This is a genomic window from Bacillus sp. FAU18, from assembly GCF_056033885.1.
Window position 1 is genome coordinate 1,813,283 of record NZ_JBVYHZ010000003.1, and the last position, 22,164, is coordinate 1,835,446.

Sequence of the window (22,164 nt, forward strand, 5' to 3'; positions counted from 1 at the left end):
CTTGCCAGCCGCAAACATAGGGACGAGAGTTCTCCCGCGGTTCCACCCTAGTTGCTGAGAACAAAATCCCAGCCTCTTTTTTTAAAATTGCTCAAGAATGCCTTTCGTTGCGTGCTCATCCTTAGCTTACACCGCCCTAAGGTCGCTTTCATGAGGTAAACGCAAGTACTTCTTTCTCTCACTGCAACATATTTTATAATAAATGATCATATAAAAAGATGGACCAAATGTCAACTTTTGTTTTCACCCATAAGATGTTTCATGCTTTCCATTTGATCTAAAAAGCGCTTTGATTTTAAATACAATCCCGAATATTCTTCGTAATATAAATCAATCACTTGCTTTAATTCAGCTTTTGTTTCCTCTTTTAAGGACACATTGCCGAGTCTCGACAGATCAAAATAGTAAAAGAGTCTTAACAGCCTTGCCGTTTGCGGTTTAATCGGTATTCTGTAAGGATCTTTTTCAAAACAGCGGTGGCATATAAAACCATTATCACGAACAGAGAAATGAAAGGTTCCGTCTTGGCTTTTACAATGTACACAATGATTCAGCTCAGGATACAGGCCCATGACACCGAGCATCTTCATTTGAACAATGAAGGTGATAACATCCGGATCTGTTCCTTCATTCAGCTGTTTTAATGATTCTAGTATGAATTCAAATAAATAAGGATTTGGCTTTTTTTCTTCTGTGCCTCTGTCGACTAACTCAGCAATATAGGCAGCATATGCTGTTAAAAACAAGTCTTCCCTGATGCCTCTCATGCTGAGGATCATTTCCCCCTGCTGAAGCGTTCCGAGGCCCGATGTTTTTTGCATTAAGAAAGAACCATACAAAAAGGGCTGGCTGACTGCTGATAAACGGCTGTTCGGTTTTTTGGCGCCTCGTGCCATAACACCTATTTTTCCGTGTTCTCTTGTCAGTAATGTTACGATTTTATTCGTCTCTCCGTAATCATTTGTGCGAAGAACGATTCCTTCACATTTTGTCAGCATTTCCGCACCTTCCTCAAGCAGGAGCGGCCAAGAGGTTTATAAAATTGGATAATCAAATCGGGCTAGCTCATCTTCTAGTTCTTCGGGTCTTTCCATGTTCTCTTTTTCCAGTTCTTTAAAAAGAAGATACGTATCAACATTTCCTGTTTGAGAAAATACGTTCCAGGTAAAATTCAACACAAGAAACCCACCTTTCTGTAGTTAAACTAGCTTACCTAAACTCCAAATTCTTACCTTTATCTTGACCAGATGTCCTCCATTTCATGTTAAACAAAATTTGCTAATGTATCCCTGTTCCTGTGAGATAATGACACACACAGCAAGAGATTAATATTCGTCCTCTTTAAAGCCAAAATCGCGAAGCTGGGACATTTTATTACGCCAGTCTTTCTGCACTTTCACCCACAATTCAAGGTAGACACGGGAGCCCAACAGTGCTTCAATATCCGCTCTCGCTCTTTTTCCAACCTCTTTTAGAAGGCTTCCTTTTTTACCGATCACGATGCCTTTCTGGGAATCCCGCTCGACCACAATCGTTGCCGCTACGTGCACAGAACCGTTGTCCTGCCCTTTGATGGATTCGATGGCCACCGCAATGCTGTGCGGGATTTCTTCTCTCGTCAAATGCAGCACCTTTTCCCTGATTAATTCAGAAATGATAAATCGTTCAGGGTGGTCAGTTACCTGGTCACTCGGATAGAATTGCGGCCCTTCCGGCAAATACGCTTCAATCTGAGCGAGCAATGTTTCGATGTTATTTCCTTCTAAAGCAGAAATCGGAACAATTTCCTTAAAAGGATAACGTTTGCGGTATTCGTCAATTAGCAGAAGCAATTGGTCGGGGTGAATTTTATCAATTTTGTTTACGATTAAGAATACAGGCGTAGACATCGTCTGCAATTTCTCAATGATAAATTCGTCGCCCTTCCCGTAGCCTTCCTCAGCATTGATCATAAACAAGATCAAATCGACTTCTTTTAATGTATTTTGCGCCACTTTCATCATAAAGTCCCCAAGTTTATGCTTAGGTTTATGAATCCCTGGTGTGTCAATAAAAATGGTTTGTGATGTGCCTGTCGTCAGTACTCCTTGCACCTTGTTTCTCGTCGTTTGGGGCTTATCGCTCATGATCGCGATTTTTTGTCCAATGACTCTGTTCAAAAATGTAGATTTTCCTACGTTTGGTCTTCCAATAATGGATACAAATCCTGATTTAAAGCTTTCGTTCGTCATGTAAATCCTCCGATGAAAATGCGCCTGGCAATAATTCTTCCACAGTCATTTCTTTTATTTGTCCTTGTAAATTAGTTAGTACGACAATAACGTCTTTTGTGCAAAGCTCAGAAATCACCTGGCGGCAGGCTCCGCACGGAGATACCGGTCCAGGGGTGTCAGCCGCAACGGCCAGCATCTGAAACTCTGTATCCCCTTCAGAAACAGCTTTAAATAAAGCAGTACGCTCGGCGCAATTGCACATGCTGTATGCCGCGTTCTCAATGTTGCAGCCTCTGTACACTTTTCCATCCTTGGTAAGAAGAGCGGCTCCTACTTGGAATTTGGAATACGGCGCATATGCCATATCACGCGCTTTTAAAGCTTCTGTTATTAATTCTTGTCTGTTCATGTGTACATTCCTCTCTTACCTATAATGGTACCGCTATCACTTTATATTTTACATAATCGCGCGCTTTTTTTCACGCCCATTTCTAAAAATGTAAAATAAATGTAAGAATTTTCAGCCATTACAGCTTTGGCAAAAAAATAAGTAAACCAATGATACACGAAATCACGGCAAAAACGCAAACAGCCCCGGCGGCAGCGTCCTTGGCCGCTTTAGCAAGAGGGTGATGTTTGTCAGTTATTAAATCAACCGTATGTTCAATGGCTGTATTTAAAAGCTCAAGCGAAAACATACCGCCAATCAAAAGGAATATAATCATCCACTCAATCATGCTGAGCTCTACAAGGAAGCCGCAAATGAGAACAGCGCAGGCGGCTGCGGCATGAAATTGGAAATTCCGCTCCGTCCGCGCTGTTTCCCAGATGCCCCGGCCTGCATGCACGAAGCTTTTGAAGAATCGCTTCAGCTCATTTCTATGATCTTTTGAGTCCATAAGCGTCCAGCAATTCCTTTTGCTTAGTAAACATCTCCTCTTCTTCCTCTTTCGTCATATGGTCATATCCTAAAAGGTGCAGAAATCCGTGTACAGCTAGAAATCCGAGCTCTCTTTTAAAAGAATGATTATACTCCTCTGCCTGCTCTCTTGTGCGATCGGCACTGATGATAATATCACCTAAAACCGGAGGCATTTCAGCGCCCACGATTTCGATCTCGCCTTCTCCCTCTTCTTCAAGAGCAAATGAGATGACATCTGTCGGAGCATCCTTTCCCCGGTATTCTTTGTTAATCTGATGTATGTCATCATTGGAAACAATCGTGACAGAAACTTCAGCCTGGTCCTGAACGCCTTCACGCTCAGCGGCAAATTGAAGCAGATTTTCTACTTCTTTGAGCATCTCTTCTGAGACGCTTCCCGTTTCATCAACGATATCAATCAGTAAACTCATCTATTTCACCTTCTTAGTAGCCTCCGGATATTCAATCCGGGAGTGGAAAATTCCTTTTAATGTTGCACAGAGCGTTTTTGCGATTGTATCCAGCTCTTTAAATGTCAAATCGCATTCACTGAACTGTCCGTCCTGAAGCTTATCGGATATAATACCCCGGACAAGCTTTTCAATTCGTTCAGGATTGGGATTATGCATGGATCTGACGGCCGCTTCAACACTGTCGGCCACTGATATAATTGCGGCTTCCTTTGACTGCGGCTTCGGCCCCGGATAACGGAACTCTTCCTCTGTAATCTGGTCGCCTTTTTCCTTCGCTTTATAGTAAAAAAACTTTAAAAGCGAGGTTCCATGATGCTGCTCAGCAATATCGACAAGCTCTTTCGGAAATTTATAGCTTCTCAGCATATTCGCACCGTCTGTCGTATGCGAGATAATAATATTTTTACTCAACTGAGGTGACAGCTTGTCATGCGGATTGTCAATATTCATTTGGTTTTCAATAAAATATTGCGGGCGCTTTGTTTTTCCGAGATCGTGATAATATGCGCCGACTCTTGCAAGCAAACCATTAGCCCCAACCGCTTCACAGGCTGCCTCTGATAAATTGGCAACCATTACACTGTGATGATATGTACCTGGTGTTTCCGTCAGTATTTTGCGCAATAGCGGATGGTTAGGATTAGACAGCTCGAGCAGCCTCATGGTGGATAAAATGCCAAAGCCCGTCTCAAAAAACGGCATCAGGCCGATGATCAATACAGATGAAGCAAACCCCGACACAACCCCCATGAGCATTAACGTGCCGATTTCAAGACCCGAAAGCGCAGTGTTCTGGATCAATAATAAGGATAGAACGACAACCATATTAATAAACGCCACGAAAAGTCCGGTCTGCAAAATCTTTGATCTTGCATTGTGTTTTCCTAAAAATAATACACCTGAAATGCCGCTGATCAAATAATAAATCCCTATGACATAATTGAATGTTCCTGTCACACCCTGATTAAACATCATACTTCCGCAAATCGCAAGAATGATACTTCCCAAAATGGCAATGCGTTCATTCATCAGCAGTTTGATTAAGATGGCGCCGGCCGCAATGGGGACCAGATAGCCGATATTATTATACTCCATCTTCTGAAACAAACTGACAACCTCCATGATCACAAGCAAAAGTGTTGTGATAATCGAGAATAACAGAATGGATTGATTTTTAAACTTCAGATTTTGTTTCTGTTTTTCAAAATAATATACAAGTGTTGCAATGAAAAGTCCGATCATAATCAATAGCCCGCTGATCGGTTTAAAGAGATTTGAGTTATTTAATAACCCGGTCAGCTCAAGTTTCCTGTACACTTCCCGATCAATGAGGTCATTTTCTTCCACGAGCACTTGTCCCTGTTTGATTTGAACCTGCTGGACATTATCTGAGGCTTCCTGCCGTTTTGCCTCTGTTGCTTTCGGATCGAAGACGTAATTCGGAATAATAGCAAAACGCCCGATTTCTGTCGCGGCTCCCAAGTATTTAGACGGAATAGAATTGCTCTTTAGCTCTTTTTCTACCTTATCCTTTGCATCAGATAGTTTATCCGAAGGGATTTCACTGCTCATGACCGTATTTACTGCGGTAATGACCGTATCTCTGACAAAAGAAAAGTCTTCACTGTCTGCTTTCAGCAATGTCTTGATGGAATCCTCGGATATGGAATCATTCACATCTGACGTCAATTTATCCTTTACGGATTTGACCATTGATTTTTCCGATGGTGATTTGCTGCCTTCTTCCGATGATTTTTTCACTTCACTAATACTGTCGAATATTGATGACACAAGGTCAATCCGATTGTCTGTATATTCTTTTTTTAATGTATATTGATCTTCAACCGCGTCCTCAGCGGCTTGCTTTTTTTCCTCTGTGGCTTTTTGATCTTCTACGGTTGCCGGAGCGTAAATGGTCTTGTCGCTGACTGAAAACAGGTCTAAATCAAGTGTTTCCGGCTTAACATGTACAAAGAGCAAAGCAAACATAATGGCAGCCAGCAGAAGATACAGCAGTACATGCATGGAGCGGGCATTTTTAAAACTGCTCCATTTTTTTGAGCTGCTTTTGGTCTTAGCCTTCTTTTTCAACACAAGAACCTCCTCTTGAAACATCAAGCCCATAAGCAATCATAAAAATGACCCGATAACGCGCGATCGGGTCATTCAGCATTAATTTTGCTTATCGTATGCTTCAATAATTTTCGCAACAAGCGGATGTCTGACCACGTCTGTCTGGTCTAGCTCAATCATAGAAATGCCGTCTATTCCTTTCAGCATCTCCTTCGCTACTGCAAGTCCCGATTTGACGCCTTTCGGCAGATCAATTTGGCTAACGTCACCTGTAATGATCATTTTAGAGCCAAAACCCAGTCTCGTCAAAAACATTTTCATTTGAGCAGGCGTGGTATTCTGTGCTTCATCAAGTATAACATAAGCATCATCGAGCGTCCGTCCCCTCATATATGCGAGCGGAGCAATTTCAATGATGCCTCTTTCCATCAGACGTTCTGTATGATCTGCCCCAAGCACATCATGGAGAGCGTCATACAGCGGGCGCAAATAAGGATCTACTTTTTCTTTTAGGTCACCTGGGAGAAAACCAAGGCTTTCACCAGCTTCCACGGCAGGTCTTGTTAAAATGATTTTTTTGATATGTCCGTTTTTTAAAGCATGGACTGCTTTTACGACAGCCAGGTACGTTTTCCCGGTTCCCGCCGGACCAATGCCGAATACAAGGTCATTCCGCTTCATAGCGGCCACGTATTCCCGCTGTCCCATTGTTTTTACACGGATTGATTTGCCTTTTGCGTTTTTTGTAATTTCTTCTTCATACATGCTTTCAAAGTATTCAAGTTCATTCTTCTTTGCCATTTTGATGGCGTAAATCACATCACGTTCAGAGATCTCTATCCCCTTGCGAATTAAAGCGAGGAGCGATCCCAGCAGCCTGTCTGCAATCTGAAACGATTCATCATCGCCTGAAACATAAATCGTCTCGCCGCGCGTAATGATATTTACATTCAGATCTTTCTCCATCAATTTCAAAAAAGAATCTTGGTTCCCGAAGAGTGAAAGCGCCTCGTCCGGGTTTTTCAGTTTTTGATTCATCGCAAGTAAATGTTCTGTCATTCTTCAGTCTCCCTGACAATAGGTGTGGTTTGAACGATATCTTCTATAACTTGGTAGAGAATAATCAACTTTACTTTACCATTCTCAACAGTCTGGTGCAAAACTTTTTCACTTTTCACCTCGCCGTTTTCGCCTATTTTATCCTCTACATCCTGTTTACCCAATTTAATGCCTTCTTGAATTGCTTCTTCTTTCGTATATTTTCGTAAAGCCTCTTCACTTTCTCTCGTTTGCTCTTTGACATAGGATACAGGGAGCTTAAATCCGAGAAAATGAAGCGAATGCTTTTCTTGTTCTGTTTTTGGATGCTTCAATTCCTCTTTTTTAAACGTCATCCCCCAGATCGGGATTGCCAAAGAACCAAAAGAAAGCTTGTGCTTTGTCCTTACTTTGCCCGTATAGACGTTAAATAATGTTTCAAGCGGGACTGTCACTTCTGATCTATACCAGGTTTCTCCGTAAATTTCTGCTTTTGAGGCAACTTCTTGCTGATGGTCTTCGCTGCCGATCAGTCCCGAAACAAGCAGCTGACCCTTTTCAACATGATCGTGTATGGCAGCCATGGGCTGTCCTTTTTGCACAAACATTCTCGTAATGGTTGCTTTCTTTTTGGCGACAATATTGCGCGGGCTAACATACTTTTCTTTTTCGGGCTCATTTTTCTCCACAACTTTCATGTGAATGGTCGTCCCCTTCAGATCAACTCCGACCCAAGTGATATTGTCTATTCCATTGGTTAATGATTTCTGTATTTTTTCGGGCGACATCATTAAAAACTGCAGACGGCCCTTTTTGACGCCGATTTCATTAAGATGCTGCCTCATTTGATGTTCTGTTTCAGGCTTAGCGCCTGTCACATCAATTTTCCACACCATATTGGACAGCAAAAACAAAAGGATGAAAAAAATCGCAAAACCGATCGTAAACCCTATATTCAGCTTTGATTTCAGCAACAGGAAGGGAAAACCCTTCCGATTGATAAATCGGGCTTTACATTTAAATTTACTTCTCACCCGCCGAAAGGCATGTACATCCTGAAGCTGTATATATAACGATACGGCTTCTTTCTTTTTTTTGACATGAAAGACCGGAATCCCCTGTCTTGTGCATTCATTAAGGAGCCGCTCAATCCCTCTTCCCGTCAATTCAAGCTGGACCTTACCCGAAAAAAAAGACAGCCATTTATTTTTCACAACATTTCCCCCTCGGCTTTATGACTCAACATATCGAACGACATCAATCGTACCCTCCAAAAGTATCTCTTCCGGAAGAATCGCCTTGATGACAAAATTTTTACCAGATATGATGCACTGGCCCTGCTTCAGCATAAGCCTCACTTCATTCTCACTGAAAAGCAAAAGACCTCTGTGGTTTTCTATGTAGATATGAAGTCTGCCAACCATTGTAATCCTCGGCAGATCCATCATAACGTCCGGGGGAATTTCCAATGCTCTTGTCAGCCAAGCTTTCATACGATTCTTTCTTTGCCCCATACAAAAAGAACCCCCTTTCATCTCATATGTATGATTTGAAAGGAGGTTCTAACACTTTAATTTTTACGGGCCGGGCGCATCGTACGGTGAGGTTTTTTCGCCCGTGGAGGTCCGAACACCTCTCCTAGAACGATCCCCTGTACGACGGTGTCTTTATTCACCTGAAGCATTTTTTGTTTTGTGTATACTGTTTTTTGTTTGGCAGCAGCAAGATCTCGTTCCAGCCCTTTCAAGTTTCTTGCTGTTTCCCTGCGTCTTTCTTCCGCTTCCCGTCTTGCCTGTTCCATACGGTTAGGGATAGGTGCAGGGGCGTCTTCTTTTGACTGCTTCTTTTGAGGAGAAGCAGATTGCACGTGTTGAGTTTTTTTTCTTTTTTGGTTGTTTTGCTTTTCTTCTTTGTTCTTTTTGCCGAAAATCGCAGAAATGATTCCGATAATCGCTGCAATAATAAGCGGATTGGTCAGTATATCTTCCATCAGAGTTCTCCCTTCTTAGAGAGATTATGATTTGCGGTCTTCATCAGACGAATCTTTCGTCAGTTTGCCGAATGAATCACGCATTTCTGTGTCAGCATCGATGTTTTTGATATTCATGTAGTCCATGACGCCAATATTCCCTTCACGTAAAGCTTCTGCCATCGCAAGCGGCACTTCCGCTTCGGCTTCTACCACTTTCGCGCGCATTTCTTCTACGCGGGCGCGCATTTCCTGTTCTTGAGCGACAGCCATCGCACGTCGTTCTTCCGCTTTTGCCTGCGCGATGTTTTTATCAGCCTCGGCCTGATCGGTTTGTAAAATTGCACCGATGTTTTTGCCGATATCTACATCTGCAATATCAATGGAGAGAATTTCAAACGCAGTTCCTGAGTCCAATCCTTTTCCAAGGACTGTCTGAGAAATCATATCAGGGTTTTCAAGCACTTTTTTATGATTATCTGATGAACCGATTGTAGAGACAATCCCTTCGCCGACACGGGCTACAATGGTTTCTTCCCCTGCTCCCCCGACGAGGCGTTCGATATTCGCTCTTACTGTGATTCTCGCTTTCGCTTTCATTTCAATCCCGTCCATGGCAACACCGGCAATAAATGGTGTTTCAATCACCTTAGGGTTAACACTCATCTGCACGGCTTCCAATACGTCACGGCCGGCAAGATCAATAGCAGCACAGCGTTCGAATGTGAGTTCAATGTTGGCTCGCTGAGCAGCGATCAGAGCATTGACAACTCTGTCAACGTTTCCTCCGGCAAGATAGTGGCTTTCAAGCTGGTTTGTTCCAACGTCGAGTCCGGCTTTATGCGCTTTAATCAGCGGGTTAACAACCCGATTCGGAATGACGCGGCGAAGCCTCATCCCCACAAGAGTGAAAATGCTGATTCTAACTCCGGCTGCTAATGCTGAAATCCATAGCATCACAGGCACAAATGTAAAAAATACAGCTAAAACAATGATCCCTACTACGATAATAGCCAGAATCATAAGTGTTGATGGATCCATATCTATTCTCCTCGTTTCTGTTTAAATTTCTCGCACGACAATGCGGGAGCCTTCTACTTTAATCACCTTTACTTTCTTATCTTTTTCTGTAAACGATCCCTCTGAAACGACGTCAAGGCGTTCATCATCAATAATGACGGTACCGGAAGGACGCAGCGGTGTAAAGGTTATACCCACTTTTCCCATTAAGTCCGTGCGCGTTTGATTTGAAACGTAGCCGCTCTCCGTATTTGTAGAATCATTTAATATCAATTTCTTAAAGAATTTCATACGCTTTCCCAACACCCTTGTCAGTAAAATAAAAGCTGTAATCGAAACAGCTGAGGCGATCAAGAGAGAAACCGCCATGACAGTGAAGCTCCCCGCGGCTAAAAACAGGCTCGCAATAATCGCTCCCAAGCCCAGTAATCCAATGATTCCTCCGGGAAGAAAAATCTCAAGCAGGATGAGGATCACCCCTGCTATAAAGAGGAGAACCGTCTCATACCCGGCAAGGCCGGCTGCAAGATGCCCGTAAAAGAACAGCAATAACGCAATAAGTCCAGCCGTTCCAGGGAGGCCGACACCCGGTGAAAAAAGCTCCACCGTCAGACCTAAAAAAGCGATTGTCAGCAGAATAGGGACAATGACCGGATTCGTCAGCCACCTTGCTGACTTTTCCGCAAAGCTCTCCTTTGCGTAGCTGATCTGCGCCTTTTCGAACCCAAGCTTCTTTACGAGCGTGGACAAATTGTCAGCAGTGCCTTCTGAATACCCTATCTCAATTGCCTTGTCTGCGTTAAGTGTCAGCAGATCTCCCTTAGGCGCGCCGACTTCCTTGGCATCTATATCTGGGTCAGCCATTGCGAGCGCATATTTTGGATCGCGGTTATTTTTCACTGCGGCATCTTCCATCTCTGCCAGCCAAAGTGATTGAGCTTTTTGGTCAGCGGCATTGCCTTGGCCATCAACAATCGCGGCGGCTCCCATTTTTCCGCCAGGCGCCATATAAATGTGATCTGCTTGAAGTGCAATATATGCACCAGCAGACAACGCGCGTTTGTTGACATATGCAGTTACGGGGATCTCGCTTTCGGTTATCAAATCGGCCATATCAATAGCAGATTTGACCAATCCCCCCGGGGTATTGATATCAAGAATAATATGGTCTGCATGTGCATCCTTTGCGTCTTGTAACGAACGGGACAAAAACGAGGCGAGACCCTGTTCGACATTTTTTTCAACCGGAATCACATAAACAGTTTGTTTTTCTGCTTTTGCGTTCAGTTGTACGCCTAATAAAGAAAGCAAAAATATACTCAAAAGAGCAGCACGGAATCCTTTGATTTGAAGCAAGGGCGGTGTATCCCTCCTTCCTTTTATAATAAGTGCCTTCTCTTCATACGTAACAAATGTATCAAAGGTTTCATTTTTTTATGTATAAAAAAAGACATCTCTCTTAGAAAGATGTCCTTTTCTTTGCCATTTAAGACAGTTGACTGCTCACAAGCTTATTAATTAAACTTCCGTCAGCTTTACCTTTTACTTTAGGCATAATTGCCCCCATCACTTTGCCCATGTCCGCTTTTGAGCTCGCACCGACCTCCGCGATGGTTTCATTTACGATTGTACGCAGCTCTTCTTCTGACAGCTGCTCAGGTAAATAAACTTCTAAAATGTCCAGCTCTTTTTGAACTTTATCTACTAAATCTAAACGATTAGCGTTTGAAAATTCCTGGAGGGAGTCTTTACGTTGCTTAAGTTCACGAGAAAGGACAGTGAGTTCCTCATCCTCGGTCAAACTGTCTTTCTTAAGCTTAATTGCTTCATTTTGAAGTGAAGCCTTAACCATTCGAACGACAGTCAGTTTGTCTTTCTCACGGTTTTTCATATACAGCTTCATATCCTGGTTGAGACGCTCAAGAAGACTCATAAATCCACCCTCTTTTAGAATTTGCGTTTTCTAGCAGCTTCAGACTTTTTCTTGCGCTTTACGCTAGGTTTTTCATAAAATTCACGCTTTCTTGCTTCTTGCAAAGTACCTGTCTTTGATACACTGCGTTTGAAGCGACGAAGAGCATCTTCAAGCGATTCGTTTTTTCTAACGACCGTTTTTGACATTCTCTTTCCCTCCCTCCGAATACACCAATCGACTACCTTTAAGTTACACATATAAACATGTACTTTGACATTATAATATAAGCCATCAGTCAGGTCAACTAAGTGAGTTCACTTTTCCGTCATGAGTGCGACTGCCTGTCTATATAATGATAGAAAGGGGTTGGTGAATAGGATGTTAATTCTGATTAGCTTTACTGCTCTTATATTATTCTTTCTCGCAGGCATGAACATGCTTCGAAAGGGCTTAATTTCAATGGCGTACTCAAAAATTGAAGAACGTTTGCTTTTATTTACGGACCATCCGTTAAAAGCGTTTCTTATCAGTATTGTATTTACGGGGATACTTCAGAGCAGTTCAGCTTTTATGGTCATTGTCATCGGCTTTGTAAGTGCGGGCGTTCTTTCTTTTAAGCGTACAATACCGATGATTCTGGGGACGAATGTTGGCTCTACTTTTACAACTGAATTTATTGCTATCAAAATGGATATTTTGATTTGGGTTCTTTTAATAGGAGGTTTATTGTTTTTTCTGACTGGCAGGTATCCTTTGAAACAGCTGGGAACAAGCTTCCTTGGACTGGGCATCATCTTCTTTTGCATCAGCGGATTCAGCCACCTTGCCGGGCCGCTGACGAAGCTGAAAACGGGAGCCGACGTTCTATACCATGTTAACGATTCAAACTGGTCCGCTTTGCTCATCGGGATGGTGTTAACTGCCATCATTCACTCCAGTTCTGTCTGTATCGGCATTTTGATGAGTTTTATGAATGAAGGGATTATCGGACTGACACAGGCGATGAGCGTCGTACTCGGATCCAATATCGGGACATGCATTACAGCTGTCATGGCTGCTGTATCCGGCGGATATGCGGCGAAACAGACAGCGTATGCCCATGTGGTATTTAACGTGCTAGGGGTGGCTCTAGTATTGCCTTTTCTGACCGCAGCGACCGGCTTTGTAGAGCAGTTATCACCCGATCCTGCCCAAAGGATTGCTCATTTCAGTCTTTTATTTAATGTAGTAACAGCTCTTTTATTCCTTCCGCTTACAAACTTGTTTTACCGATTGATTCACTTTCTTATCCCGGCTAAATAAAAAAACCGGTACATTTTAATGCACCGATTTTTTAGGTTAAGAAGACAAACGCATGTGTTCAGTTATTTCATCCTCAACCACACGGACAAACTGTCCTTCGTTGTAAGGATAACCTGCTTTTAGGATTTTGACTTTTACGATTTTGCCGATCATATCTTCCGTACCTTTGAAAACAACCTTCATATAATTGTCTGTGTAACCGACAAACATATTTTCTTCTTCTGTTTCCTTAAACGCTTCCTCAGGGATAATCTCAAGCACTTCATTTTCATACTGAGAAGCGTATTCTTTTGCAAGCTGGTCAGAAAGAGCAATCAGGCGGTGCACACGTTCGTTTTTCACGTTTTCATCCACTTGGTCTTCCATTCGCGCAGCTGGTGTTCCTGTACGTTTACTGTAAGGGAAAACATGCAGTTCAGAGAATTTATGTTCTTTAATAAAGTTATAGGTTTCCATAAATTCTTCTTCTGTTTCTCCAGGGAACCCGACGATGACATCAGAAGTAACAGCTAAGCCTGGCAGTGCTTTTTTCAATTTATTTAAACGGTCTGCAAAGAATTCCATTGTATATTTGCGTCTCATCCGTTTAAGCACTGTGTTTGATCCGGATTGGATAGGAATATGCAGATGATTCACTATCTTATCTGAGCGGTCTAAGACCTCGATCACTTCGTCAGTGATTTGGCTGGCTTCGATTGAAGAAATTCTGATCCGTTTCACGCCTTCCACACGGGTGTCTAATTCGCTCAAAAGCTTCGCGAAGTTGTAATCTTTCATATCTTCGCCGTAGCCGCCTGTATGAATACCCGTAAGAACAATTTCCTTATATCCGGCATCGACAAGCTGCTGCGCTTGTTTAATGACTTCTTCAGGATCGCGGGAGCGGAGCAGGCCTCTCGCCCACGGAATGATACAGAATGTGCAGAAATTATTGCAGCCCTCCTGTATTTTCAATGACGCTCTTGTCCGGTCCGTGAAAGCAGGCACATCAAGCTCTTCATATACTCTTGCTTTCATGATGTTGCTGACGCCATTAATCGGCTGGCGTTCTTCTCGGTATTGGTCAATGTAGCCAAGCATTTTTTCACGGTCCTGTGTTCCGACTACAATGTCGACACCGGGGATCGCCATAATCTCAGCAGGTGAGGTTTGCGCGTAGCAGCCTGTGACACAGATGACACCGTCAGGATTTTGACGAATGGCGCGTCTGATCACTTGGCGGCTTTTTTTATCTCCCGTATTTGTAACCGTACATGTATTAATGACATATACATCAGCTGTTTGTTCAAAATCTCTTCTTTCATAGCCCGCTTCTTTGAAAAGCTGCCAGATTGCTTCTGTTTCATAATGGTTGACTTTACAGCCAAGCGTATGGAAAGCAACAGTTGCCATTACTGATCACCTCTTAATAACTCTGTTTGATAAGAAATCGCGCTTAACGCGTATAGCGGAGCGGTTTCTGTCCTTAAAATTCTCGGTCCAAGGCCGCACGTCACACCGTCTTGCTCTGTGAGCCGTTCAACCTCCGCTTCTGTTAAACCGCCTTCGGGACCAAATACGATCAATAGAGATGATCCTTTCGGAAGGCTGCTTACAATCGCGCTGAATGCGCTTATTTCCCCTTGCTTCGATGACTCCTCGTATGCAACGACACATTTATCGAAATCCTGCATCCTTTGAAGAAGCTGCTGAAAAGAATGGACATCCATCACTCGCGGCACTTCGTTACGGTACGATTGCTCAGCCGCTTCCTTTGCAATTTTCGTCCATCTTTCCCGCTTTTTCTTTGCCTTTTTGTCATCCAGCTTGACAACAGAACGCGCGGCTTGGAAAGGAATAAAGGCATGAGCTCCGAGCTCAGTCCCCTTTTGGATAATCCATTCAAGCTTATCTCCTTTCGGAAGGCCGCTCGCAATATAGACCTTTATCGGAAGCTCTCTGTTTTCATTCGTCCATTCTATCACAAGGCAGGACACTTTATCTTTGGAAACAGATTGAAGTTCACATTTTGCCTCGAAGCCGTCTTGAGAGCAGCAGATAATCTGATCTCCCTCATTCATTCTCATCACGTTCACAATATGATGAACATCTTCGCCTGTAATCGAAAAAGCCGGCGCTTCCTCTATTTGCTGCTTCGTGAGCTCGATAAAATATCGTTGCATACGCTGTGACACCTACTAACTGTTATTTTTTCGCAATAATGCTGACCCAATCTTCCATTGAAAGGATTTCTACAATGGTAAAGCCAGCTTGTTCCAGTGCTTCTTTTACTTCTTGTTTTTTATGACCGATGATTCCTGACGTAATAAAGTGGCCGCCTTCTTTTAACAGGCTGTACGCTTGTGAAGTAAAGCGAAGAATGACTTCAGCCAAAATGTTGGCCACAATCACATCATGTTCCCCTTCAATCCCGTCTAACAAATTGTTTTGCTTCACTTGAGCAATATCGCTGACTTTGTTCAGCTTGAGATTAAGGCGTGCACTTTCTACAGCCACGGGATCAAGATCGTAGGCATGAACCGATTCAGCCTCAAGCATTGCAGCCGCAATACTTAAAATTCCCGAACCAGTGCCGACATCAATCACCTTATCACCCTTTTGCACAAAGCGTTCAAGCGCCTGAATGCAGAGTACGGTTGTCGGATGTGTCCCTGTGCCGAAAGCCATTCCCGGGTCCATTTCAATAATCAGTTCATCAGTATGGACCGGCGTATATTCCTCCCACGTCGGCACAATTGTAAACTTTTCAGAAATTTTCACAGGATGATAATACTTTTTCCAGGCAGTCGCCCACTCTTCTTCATTTACTTCAGAAATAGTGATGTGGTTTCTGCCCAAATCAATATTGTAAAGAAGGAGATTGTTAATCGTTTCTTTAATGCCGTCTACAGTTTCGCCCAGAAAACTGTTAACCGGCAGATATGCTTTGACAATGACACCCTCATCTGGGTAATCATTGGGGTCGAGCTGGTAGATTTCCCCGTACACATTCTCACGTTCTTTAATTAAATCAAGCGGGTCCTCTATCACAACCCCACTTGCACCAGCTTCATGCAATATATTTGAGATAGGTTCGACCGCTTCATGTGTTGTGTGAATGCTTAATTCGGACCATTTCAAAACTACCAACTCCTCATCCAATAATTAATCGCCTTTAAACGCGCGTTTTACCTTGTCAAAGAAACTCATTTCCTGTTCGTCAGGCAGGTTTCCGCTGACTTCGGCAAATTCGCGGATAATGTCTTTTTGTTTATCAGTCAGATTTGTCGGCGTAACGACGCGGACGACGATATGCTGGTCACCCTGTCCATAGCCTCTGACATTTTGAACGCCTTTGCCTCTTAATCTGAATTTCGTCCCTGTTTGTGTACCGGCCGGAATTTTCAATTTCACTTTTCCATGCAGCGTCGGCACTTCTACCTCATCTCCAAGAGCAGCCTGAGCAAACGTTAACGGCATTTCACAGTAAATATCATCGCCGTCACGCTCGAAGAACTCGTGTGCGCGTACATGGAACACGACAAATAAATCCCCGGCAGGGCCGCCGTTTATTCCTGGTTCACCCTGTCCCGAGAGACGAAGCTGCTGCCCGTCATCTACACCGGCTGGAATTGTCACGTTGATTTTCTTGCGTTTTTTGATTTTTCCTTTGCCGCCGCAGTCCGCACATTTGTTTTTAATGATTTTGCCTGTACCTTCACAGTGGTGGCAGACCCGTCTGTTAACGACTTTTCCAAACGGTGTATTTTGCTCCACGTTTAACTGGCCGGAGCCTCCGCAGTGGGAGCATGTTTCTGGATTTGTTCCAGGTTTCGCGCCTGAGCCTTTACATGTTTCGCACGTTTCCTCGCGGGGAATTTCGATGGTTGTTTCTTTACCGAAAGCCGCATCCTCAAACGACAGGGTCATCGTATACTGTAAATCAGCACCCTGGCGCGGAGCATTTGGATCTCTTCGTCTAGTACCTCCGCCGAAAATACTTGAGAAAATATCATCGAAACCAAAACCGCCGAAATCGCCGCCGCCAAAACCTCCGCCGCCGAAGCCTTGGTTAGGATCAGTGTGACCAAATTGATCGTAATGCGCTCGTTTTTGGTCATCTGACAGCGTTTCGTACGCTTCTTTTACCTCTTTAAATTTTTCATCTGATCCGGCTTCTTTGTTAATATCAGGATGATATTTTTTTGACAGCTTCCGATAAGCTTTTTTAATTTCATCCTTTGAAGCGCTCTTACTTACTCCCAGCACTTCATAGTAATCACGCTTACTCATCTCGCTTCACTCTCCCGAATTTCTCACATAAATTAGATTGTATCATTTTGAATTATGATTTTTCAATTCCTTTTATCCCGGGCAAGAAAAAAAGTCAAAGCCAAGAGATGCCTGACTTTGACTTTCTAATCATTGAATCAGATTATGAAATGTGTTCTTTTCGGTCAGCTCCTGAAGCGGGACTGACCCTAAAAAGAACTTATTTTTTGTTTTGGTCGTCGTTTACTTCTTCGTATTCAGCGTCGACAACGTTGTCATCCGCTTTGCCTTCAGCGTTTGCTCCGCCTTGAGCTTGCTGTGCTTTAGCAGCTTCTTCATAAAGCTTCATAGAAAGCTCTTGAACGATTGTTTGAAGCTCATCTTTTTTCGCTTTGATCTCTTCAAATTCGTTTTTCTCAATCGCTGCTTTTAAAGCGTCTTTGGCATCGTTGGCTTTTTTCACTTGTTCTTCGTCCACTTTGCCTTCAAGATCTTTTAATGTTTTCTCAGTTTGGAAAACAAGCTGATCTGCTTCGTTGCGGACTTCGATTTCTTCTTTTTTCTTCGCATCAGCGTCAGCATTTTCTTCCGCTTCTTTTACCATGCGTTCGATCTCTTCATCTGAAAGACCTGAAGAAGATTTGATTGTAATGTTTTGTTCTTTTCCTGTGCCTAAGTCTTTTGCTCTTACGTTTACGATACCGTTTTTGTCAATATCGAAAGAAACTTCGATTTGAGGCACGCCGCGCGGTGCTGGCGGGATATCAGTAAGCTGGAAGCGGCCGAGTGTTTTGTTGTCGGCAGACATTGGGCGCTCACCTTGAAGAACATGGATATCAACAGCTGTTTGGTTATCAGCAGCAGTTGAGAACACTTGAGATTTGCTTGTCGGGATCGTCGTGTTGCGGTCGATCAGTTTTGTAAACACGCCGCCCATTGTTTCGATACCGAGAGAAAGCGGTGTAACGTCAAGAAGAACAACGTCTTTTACGTCACCTGTGATAACGCCGCCCTGAATCGCAGCACCAAGCGCTACAACTTCATCCGGGTTTACGCCTTTATGCGCTTCTTTTCCAGTTTCTTTTTTGATTGCTTCTTGTACGGCAGGGATACGAGTTGATCCGCCGACAAGGATGACTTTGTCGATTTCGCTTGCAGAAAGTCCTGCATCTTGAAGCGCTTGACGGACAGGACCCATTGTGCGCTCTACTAAATGAGAAGAAAGCTCTTCGAATTTAGCGCGAGTTAATGTAAGTTCAAGGTGAAGCGGTCCTGCTTCTCCAGCTGTGATAAACGGTAAAGAAATTTGCGTAGAAGATACGCCGGAAAGATCTTTTTTCGCTTTTTCAGCTGCGTCTTTCAAACGCTGAAGCGCCATTTTGTCTTTTGACAAATCAATGCCGTTTTCTTTTTTGAATTCAGACACAAGATGATCGATGATAACTTGGTCAAAATCGTCCCCGCCCAGACGGTTGTCGCCGGCAGTTGAACGAACTTCGAATACACCGTCGCCAAGCTCAAGGATGGAAACGTCGAATGTACCGCCGCCAAGGTCGTATACTAGGATCGTTTGATCTTCATCTGTTTTATCAAGTCCGTATGCAAGCGCTGCTGCAGTCGGCTCGTTGATGATACGTTCTACTTCAAGACCTGCAATTTTACCAGCGTCTTTTGTTGCTTGACGCTCAGCATCGTTAAAGTATGCAGGAACTGTGATAACTGCTTTTGATACTGTTTCGCCAAGGTAGCTTTCAGCGTATGATTTAAGGTGCTGAAGGATGATAGCAGACACTTCTTGAGGAGTGTAATCTTTTCCTTCAATTTCCACTTTATAGTCAGTACCCATATGGCGTTTAACAGACATGATAGTGTTAGGGTTTGTGATAGATTGGCGTTTAGCCACTTCCCCTACTTGACGTTCGCCATTTTTAAACGCAACAACTGATGGCGTTGTGCGGTTTCCTTCAGCGTTAGCAATCACTTTAGGCTCGCCGCCTTCAAGCACTGCCACACATGAGTTTGTTGTTCCTAAGTCGATTCCGATAACTTTACTCACTTGAATAACCTCCTGCTATGTAATTATTGATTCACTTTGACCATGGAAGGGCGAATGACGCGATCCTTCAGCTTATAGCCTTTTTGCATTTCCTCAACAACAATGTTGGAGCCGTAGTTTTCGTCTTCAGCCTGCATAACAGCTTGGTGCAGATTAGGATCAAATTCCTGCCCTACAGCTTCGATGGCTTCGACGCCTTCTTTTTTCAAGGCTTCTACGAGCTGACGGTGGACCATTTCCATTCCCTGGAGCAAACTTTTCGTCTGTTCATTGTCGGCTTCAACCTGAAGCGCTCGTTCAAAGCTGTCAAGAGCCGGCAGCAAATCAGTCACGATATTTTGAGAACGGTATTTTTGGGACGCTTCCATCTCTAAACGGCTGCGTCGTTTATAGTTTTCAAAGTCTGCTTGAACACGCAAAAGTTTGTTTTCTTTTTCCTCAAGCAAACCTTGCAATTCGTTAATTTGGTTTTGAAGAAGTTCGCTTTCATTTATTTTTTCCTGCTGTTCATCAGCGGCAGCTTGTTCTTCAATGATTTCTTGCTCTTCTGTTTCGTTTTGTTCAACGGTTTGTTTTTCTTCTGACATTGTGTTCACCTCCCTCAAAGTGTAAGGAGAAGGACAGGTGCTGCCCTTCAATAAAATTTGCCAAAATTCCCTTATTCATCATACAGACTTGTTAATGCTTTTGACAAGTCCGAAGTCACATGCTGAAGCAGGCTGACAACCCTGGAATAATTCATGCGGGTCGGGCCGATAATCGCAATTGAGCCGATCTGCTTCTGGTCTACGGAATAAGAAGCCGTAATCAGACTGCAATTTTCCATCTCTTCATAGTCGTTTTCTTTTCCGATTTTAATCGAAATTCCCGTGTGCGGGGATTGAACCAGCTTTAAAACATCCTGTTCTTTCTCAATTAATGAAAGCAGTGACCGAACTCGGGTGATATCATGGAACTCAGGCTGGTTCAGCATATTGATTTTCCCGCCAAAAAACAACTTTTCAACATGATTTGTGGAATGAAAGGTTGAACGAAGCGCGTCGAGTATATTGTCATAGTTTTTAATGTGCTGTCTTAGGTACATGACAACTTCCTTAAATATGCGCTCATTCAGTTCATCCATTGGAACGCCGCTTAAACGGTCGTTCAGTATATTTACCAGTTTTTCAATATCAGACAGATCCATTTTGGTCGGAAAGTTAATCGTTTTGTTTTCCACATGCCCCGTATTGGTAACGAGAATCGCTACCGCCATATCAGGCTGAATCGGAATGATTTGAATCTGTTTAAGGTAATTCTCACTCAGCTTCGGCCCGAGTACGATGGATGTGTAATTCGTCAGATCGGACAAAATTTGCGCTGATTTTTGAACTGTCTTCTCCAGCTCGAAAATTTTCTCTTTGAAGATCGAGTGGATTTGGTCCAGGTCGCTTTTCGTCAGTTTGACGGGTGACAGCAAATGGTCAACATAGTACCGATACCCTTTTTCTGACGGAACACGTCCTGAGGATGAATGGGTTTTTTCAATAAAGCCCAATTCCTCCAAGTCAGCCATCTCGTTTCTTATTGTTGCAGAGCTAAATGTGATTTCATCTTTTTTCGAAAGAGTTCTTGATCCCACCGGCTGTGCCGATTTAATAAAATCGTTGATTATAACCTGAAGGATCAGCAGCTGACGATTTGTTAACATCATCATCACCTCTGTTAGCACTCTCAATAAGCGAGTGCTAATTCTATAACAAAAGTATCAAACCACAAGAAAAATGTCAATTATAACTCACCCAAAAAAGCGCCAAAAACTTCATTGCCTAATAATTTCCCTTGATGAGTCAAATAAACGGCAGACTCCGAATTGTGAATCAGCCCTTTTTCAGTGAGGTCTTTTAATACGCTTGGGAAAAGTCCATCCAGGGAACGGCCGTATTTTTCTGCGAATCGTTTTTTGCTGACACCGGCTGTTTTTCTCAAACCTAAAAACATTTCTTCTTCAATCTGTTCCTCTGTTGTCACTTCATGTGTATCTCTGTACGGAAAACCCTTTTCAGCTATCAGGTCAATGTAATGCTTAACAGGTCCGACATTCACTGTTCGTGTGCCGCCGATATATCCGTGAGCGCCGGCTCCGAAACCGAAATATTGTTCGTTGCTCCAATACGTTAGATTGTGCTTAGATTCCATGCCTGCCTTAGCAAAGTTGCTGATTTCATATTGATGAATGCCGTGAGCTTCCATCTGGCTCATCACCATTTCATACATTTCAGCTTCCTGCTCCTGCGGCGGAAGATGAAGCCGCCCTTTTTGCATCAAATTATAAAATACCGTTTTCGGTTCTACAATAAGGGAGTAAACGGAATAATGCTCGGCATCCAGTGATAAAGCAGTGTTGATGGAATGTTCCAGATGCTTGAGGGTTTGCCCCGGAAGCCCGAACATGAGATCAAGACTGATATTCTCAAAACCAATTTCCCGCGCTCTTTCAAAAGAGGTGAATACATCTTTTTGCTTGTGCACTCGGCCGATTTTTTCTAACAGATCGTCTTCAAACGTTTGTACACCAAAGCTGAGGCGATTTACGCCTGCTTCTTTTAATATTTTTAATTTCTCTGCGGACAAGTCGTCCGGATTCGCTTCAACCGCAAATTCCGATAAGTCGCTTGAGGGCTTCAGCACACGGTTGATCATGTCCATCAGCTTTTTAAGCTGTTCCTCAGACAGGGAGGTCGGCGTGCCTCCTCCAATAAAGATTGTTTTGAGATCAGGCTGCCCAGTTTTTGCTATTGTATTTATCATTTCCTGTTCGAGTGCGTTTAAATACTCGTCGACTGGCTGACTTTGAATAAAATATTTATTGAAATCGCAGTAGTGGCAAATATGCTCACAAAATGGGATATGGATATAAGCTGATTTCAACGGATTCACCTTCTTTACAGAA

24 protein-coding genes and 1 other annotated feature are annotated in these 22,164 nt (G+C 43.2%); of the genes, 1 reads left to right on the forward strand and 23 read right to left on the reverse strand.

The window, feature by feature from the left end; genetic code table 11:
- Positions 1-15: 15 nt before the first annotated feature.
- Positions 16-191 (reverse strand) — a binding site (T-box leader).
- A gap of 39 nt (positions 192-230) precedes the next feature.
- The 15 genes from recO to rpsU all read right to left on the reverse strand — a co-directional run bounded on the left by recO (position 231) and on the right by rpsU (position 11,829).
- Positions 231-998: a DNA repair protein RecO gene (gene recO, locus AC0OMU_RS09660; protein WP_014477369.1), complete on the reverse strand. Its 768-nt coding sequence runs from the start codon at positions 996-998 to the stop codon at positions 231-233.
- 36 nt (positions 999-1,034) lie between these two features.
- On the reverse strand, positions 1,035-1,178 hold the full coding sequence (locus AC0OMU_RS09665; protein ID WP_003230053.1) for a YqzL family protein: 144 nt from the start codon (positions 1,176-1,178) through the stop codon (positions 1,035-1,037).
- 147 nt (positions 1,179-1,325) lie between these two features.
- Positions 1,326-2,231, reverse strand: coding sequence for a GTPase Era (gene era, locus AC0OMU_RS09670; RefSeq protein WP_003230051.1), 906 nt, complete (start codon positions 2,229-2,231; stop codon positions 1,326-1,328).
- A complete protein-coding gene (locus AC0OMU_RS09675; protein WP_003230049.1) occupies positions 2,212-2,622 on the reverse strand; it encodes a cytidine deaminase in 411 nt (136 codons plus the stop codon). Before AC0OMU_RS09675 ends, era begins: the two co-directional genes overlap by 20 nt.
- A 118-nt stretch (positions 2,623-2,740) precedes the next feature.
- Entirely contained in the window at positions 2,741-3,112 is a 372-nt protein-coding gene (locus AC0OMU_RS09680) for a diacylglycerol kinase family protein (protein ID WP_015384119.1), read from the reverse strand.
- A complete protein-coding gene (gene ybeY, locus AC0OMU_RS09685; RefSeq protein ID WP_003230039.1) occupies positions 3,093-3,566 on the reverse strand; it encodes an rRNA maturation RNase YbeY in 474 nt (157 codons plus the stop codon). The genes AC0OMU_RS09680 and ybeY overlap by 20 nt, the downstream gene beginning before the upstream one ends.
- A complete protein-coding gene (gene pgpH, locus AC0OMU_RS09690; RefSeq protein WP_010886570.1) occupies positions 3,567-5,702 on the reverse strand; it encodes a cyclic-di-AMP phosphodiesterase PgpH in 2,136 nt (711 codons plus the stop codon).
- Positions 5,703-5,780: 78 nt separating this feature from the next.
- The gene (locus AC0OMU_RS09695; protein ID WP_014477373.1) at positions 5,781-6,740 is read right to left on the reverse strand and encodes a PhoH family protein; all 960 of its coding nucleotides are present in this window, start codon (positions 6,738-6,740) and stop codon (positions 5,781-5,783) included.
- A complete protein-coding gene (gene yqfD / locus AC0OMU_RS09700) occupies positions 6,737-7,933 on the reverse strand; it encodes a sporulation protein YqfD (RefSeq protein WP_047182893.1) in 1,197 nt (398 codons plus the stop codon). Before yqfD ends, AC0OMU_RS09695 begins: the two co-directional genes overlap by 4 nt.
- A gap of 18 nt (positions 7,934-7,951) precedes the next feature.
- Positions 7,952-8,233, reverse strand: a complete 282-nt coding sequence (yqfC, locus tag AC0OMU_RS09705) for a sporulation protein YqfC (RefSeq protein ID WP_003226191.1) — start codon at positions 8,231-8,233, stop codon at positions 7,952-7,954.
- 56 nt (positions 8,234-8,289) lie between these two features.
- Positions 8,290-8,709: a hypothetical protein gene (locus AC0OMU_RS09710; RefSeq protein ID WP_474241123.1), complete on the reverse strand. Its 420-nt coding sequence runs from the start codon at positions 8,707-8,709 to the stop codon at positions 8,290-8,292.
- 24 nt (positions 8,710-8,733) lie between these two features.
- A complete protein-coding gene (gene floA, locus AC0OMU_RS09715; protein WP_003237085.1) occupies positions 8,734-9,729 on the reverse strand; it encodes a flotillin-like protein FloA in 996 nt (331 codons plus the stop codon).
- A gap of 21 nt (positions 9,730-9,750) precedes the next feature.
- Positions 9,751-11,064, reverse strand: a complete 1,314-nt coding sequence (locus tag AC0OMU_RS09720; RefSeq protein ID WP_181219781.1) for an NfeD family protein — start codon at positions 11,062-11,064, stop codon at positions 9,751-9,753.
- Positions 11,065-11,194: 130 nt separating this feature from the next.
- Positions 11,195-11,641 carry a GatB/YqeY domain-containing protein gene (locus AC0OMU_RS09725; RefSeq protein ID WP_003230022.1) on the reverse strand — a complete coding sequence of 149 codons (447 nt, stop codon included), beginning with the start codon at positions 11,639-11,641 and terminating at the stop codon, positions 11,195-11,197.
- A gap of 14 nt (positions 11,642-11,655) precedes the next feature.
- The gene (rpsU, locus tag AC0OMU_RS09730; RefSeq protein ID WP_003152957.1) at positions 11,656-11,829 is read right to left on the reverse strand and encodes a 30S ribosomal protein S21; all 174 of its coding nucleotides are present in this window, start codon (positions 11,827-11,829) and stop codon (positions 11,656-11,658) included.
- Positions 11,830-12,001: 172 nt separating this feature from the next.
- Between rpsU and AC0OMU_RS09735 the strand changes: the two genes are divergently transcribed.
- Positions 12,002-12,925 carry a Na/Pi symporter gene (locus tag AC0OMU_RS09735; RefSeq protein WP_047182896.1) on the forward strand — a complete coding sequence of 308 codons (924 nt, stop codon included), beginning with the start codon at positions 12,002-12,004 and terminating at the stop codon, positions 12,923-12,925.
- A 36-nt stretch (positions 12,926-12,961) separates the two neighbouring features.
- Here AC0OMU_RS09735 and mtaB read toward each other — a convergent pair whose 3' ends face one another.
- The 8 genes from mtaB to hemW form a co-directional block, all read right to left on the reverse strand.
- Complete coding sequence (gene mtaB / locus AC0OMU_RS09740) at positions 12,962-14,317, reverse strand: tRNA (N(6)-L-threonylcarbamoyladenosine(37)-C(2))-methylthiotransferase MtaB (protein WP_003230017.1); 1,356 nt, start codon at positions 14,315-14,317, stop codon at positions 12,962-12,964.
- Entirely contained in the window at positions 14,317-15,087 is a 771-nt protein-coding gene (locus AC0OMU_RS09745) for a 16S rRNA (uracil(1498)-N(3))-methyltransferase (RefSeq protein WP_015384126.1), read from the reverse strand. The genes mtaB and AC0OMU_RS09745 overlap by 1 nt, the downstream gene beginning before the upstream one ends.
- 22 nt (positions 15,088-15,109) lie before the next feature.
- Complete coding sequence (gene prmA, locus AC0OMU_RS09750; protein WP_004398884.1) at positions 15,110-16,045, reverse strand: 50S ribosomal protein L11 methyltransferase; 936 nt, start codon at positions 16,043-16,045, stop codon at positions 15,110-15,112.
- A 24-nt stretch (positions 16,046-16,069) separates the two neighbouring features.
- Positions 16,070-17,197, reverse strand: a complete 1,128-nt coding sequence (dnaJ, locus tag AC0OMU_RS09755) for a molecular chaperone DnaJ (RefSeq protein WP_003230010.1) — start codon at positions 17,195-17,197, stop codon at positions 16,070-16,072.
- Positions 17,198-17,396: 199 nt separating this feature from the next.
- The gene (gene dnaK / locus AC0OMU_RS09760) at positions 17,397-19,232 is read right to left on the reverse strand and encodes a molecular chaperone DnaK (RefSeq protein ID WP_014477380.1); all 1,836 of its coding nucleotides are present in this window, start codon (positions 19,230-19,232) and stop codon (positions 17,397-17,399) included.
- Positions 19,233-19,255: 23 nt separating this feature from the next.
- Positions 19,256-19,819, reverse strand: coding sequence for a nucleotide exchange factor GrpE (grpE, locus tag AC0OMU_RS09765; RefSeq protein WP_474241124.1), 564 nt, complete (start codon positions 19,817-19,819; stop codon positions 19,256-19,258).
- A gap of 71 nt (positions 19,820-19,890) precedes the next feature.
- Positions 19,891-20,922 carry a heat-inducible transcriptional repressor HrcA gene (gene hrcA, locus AC0OMU_RS09770; RefSeq protein WP_003246126.1) on the reverse strand — a complete coding sequence of 344 codons (1,032 nt, stop codon included), beginning with the start codon at positions 20,920-20,922 and terminating at the stop codon, positions 19,891-19,893.
- An 80-nt stretch (positions 20,923-21,002) separates the two neighbouring features.
- Positions 21,003-22,142, reverse strand: a complete 1,140-nt coding sequence (gene hemW / locus AC0OMU_RS09775) for a radical SAM family heme chaperone HemW (protein WP_047182897.1) — start codon at positions 22,140-22,142, stop codon at positions 21,003-21,005.
- Positions 22,143-22,164 lie beyond the last annotated feature (22 nt).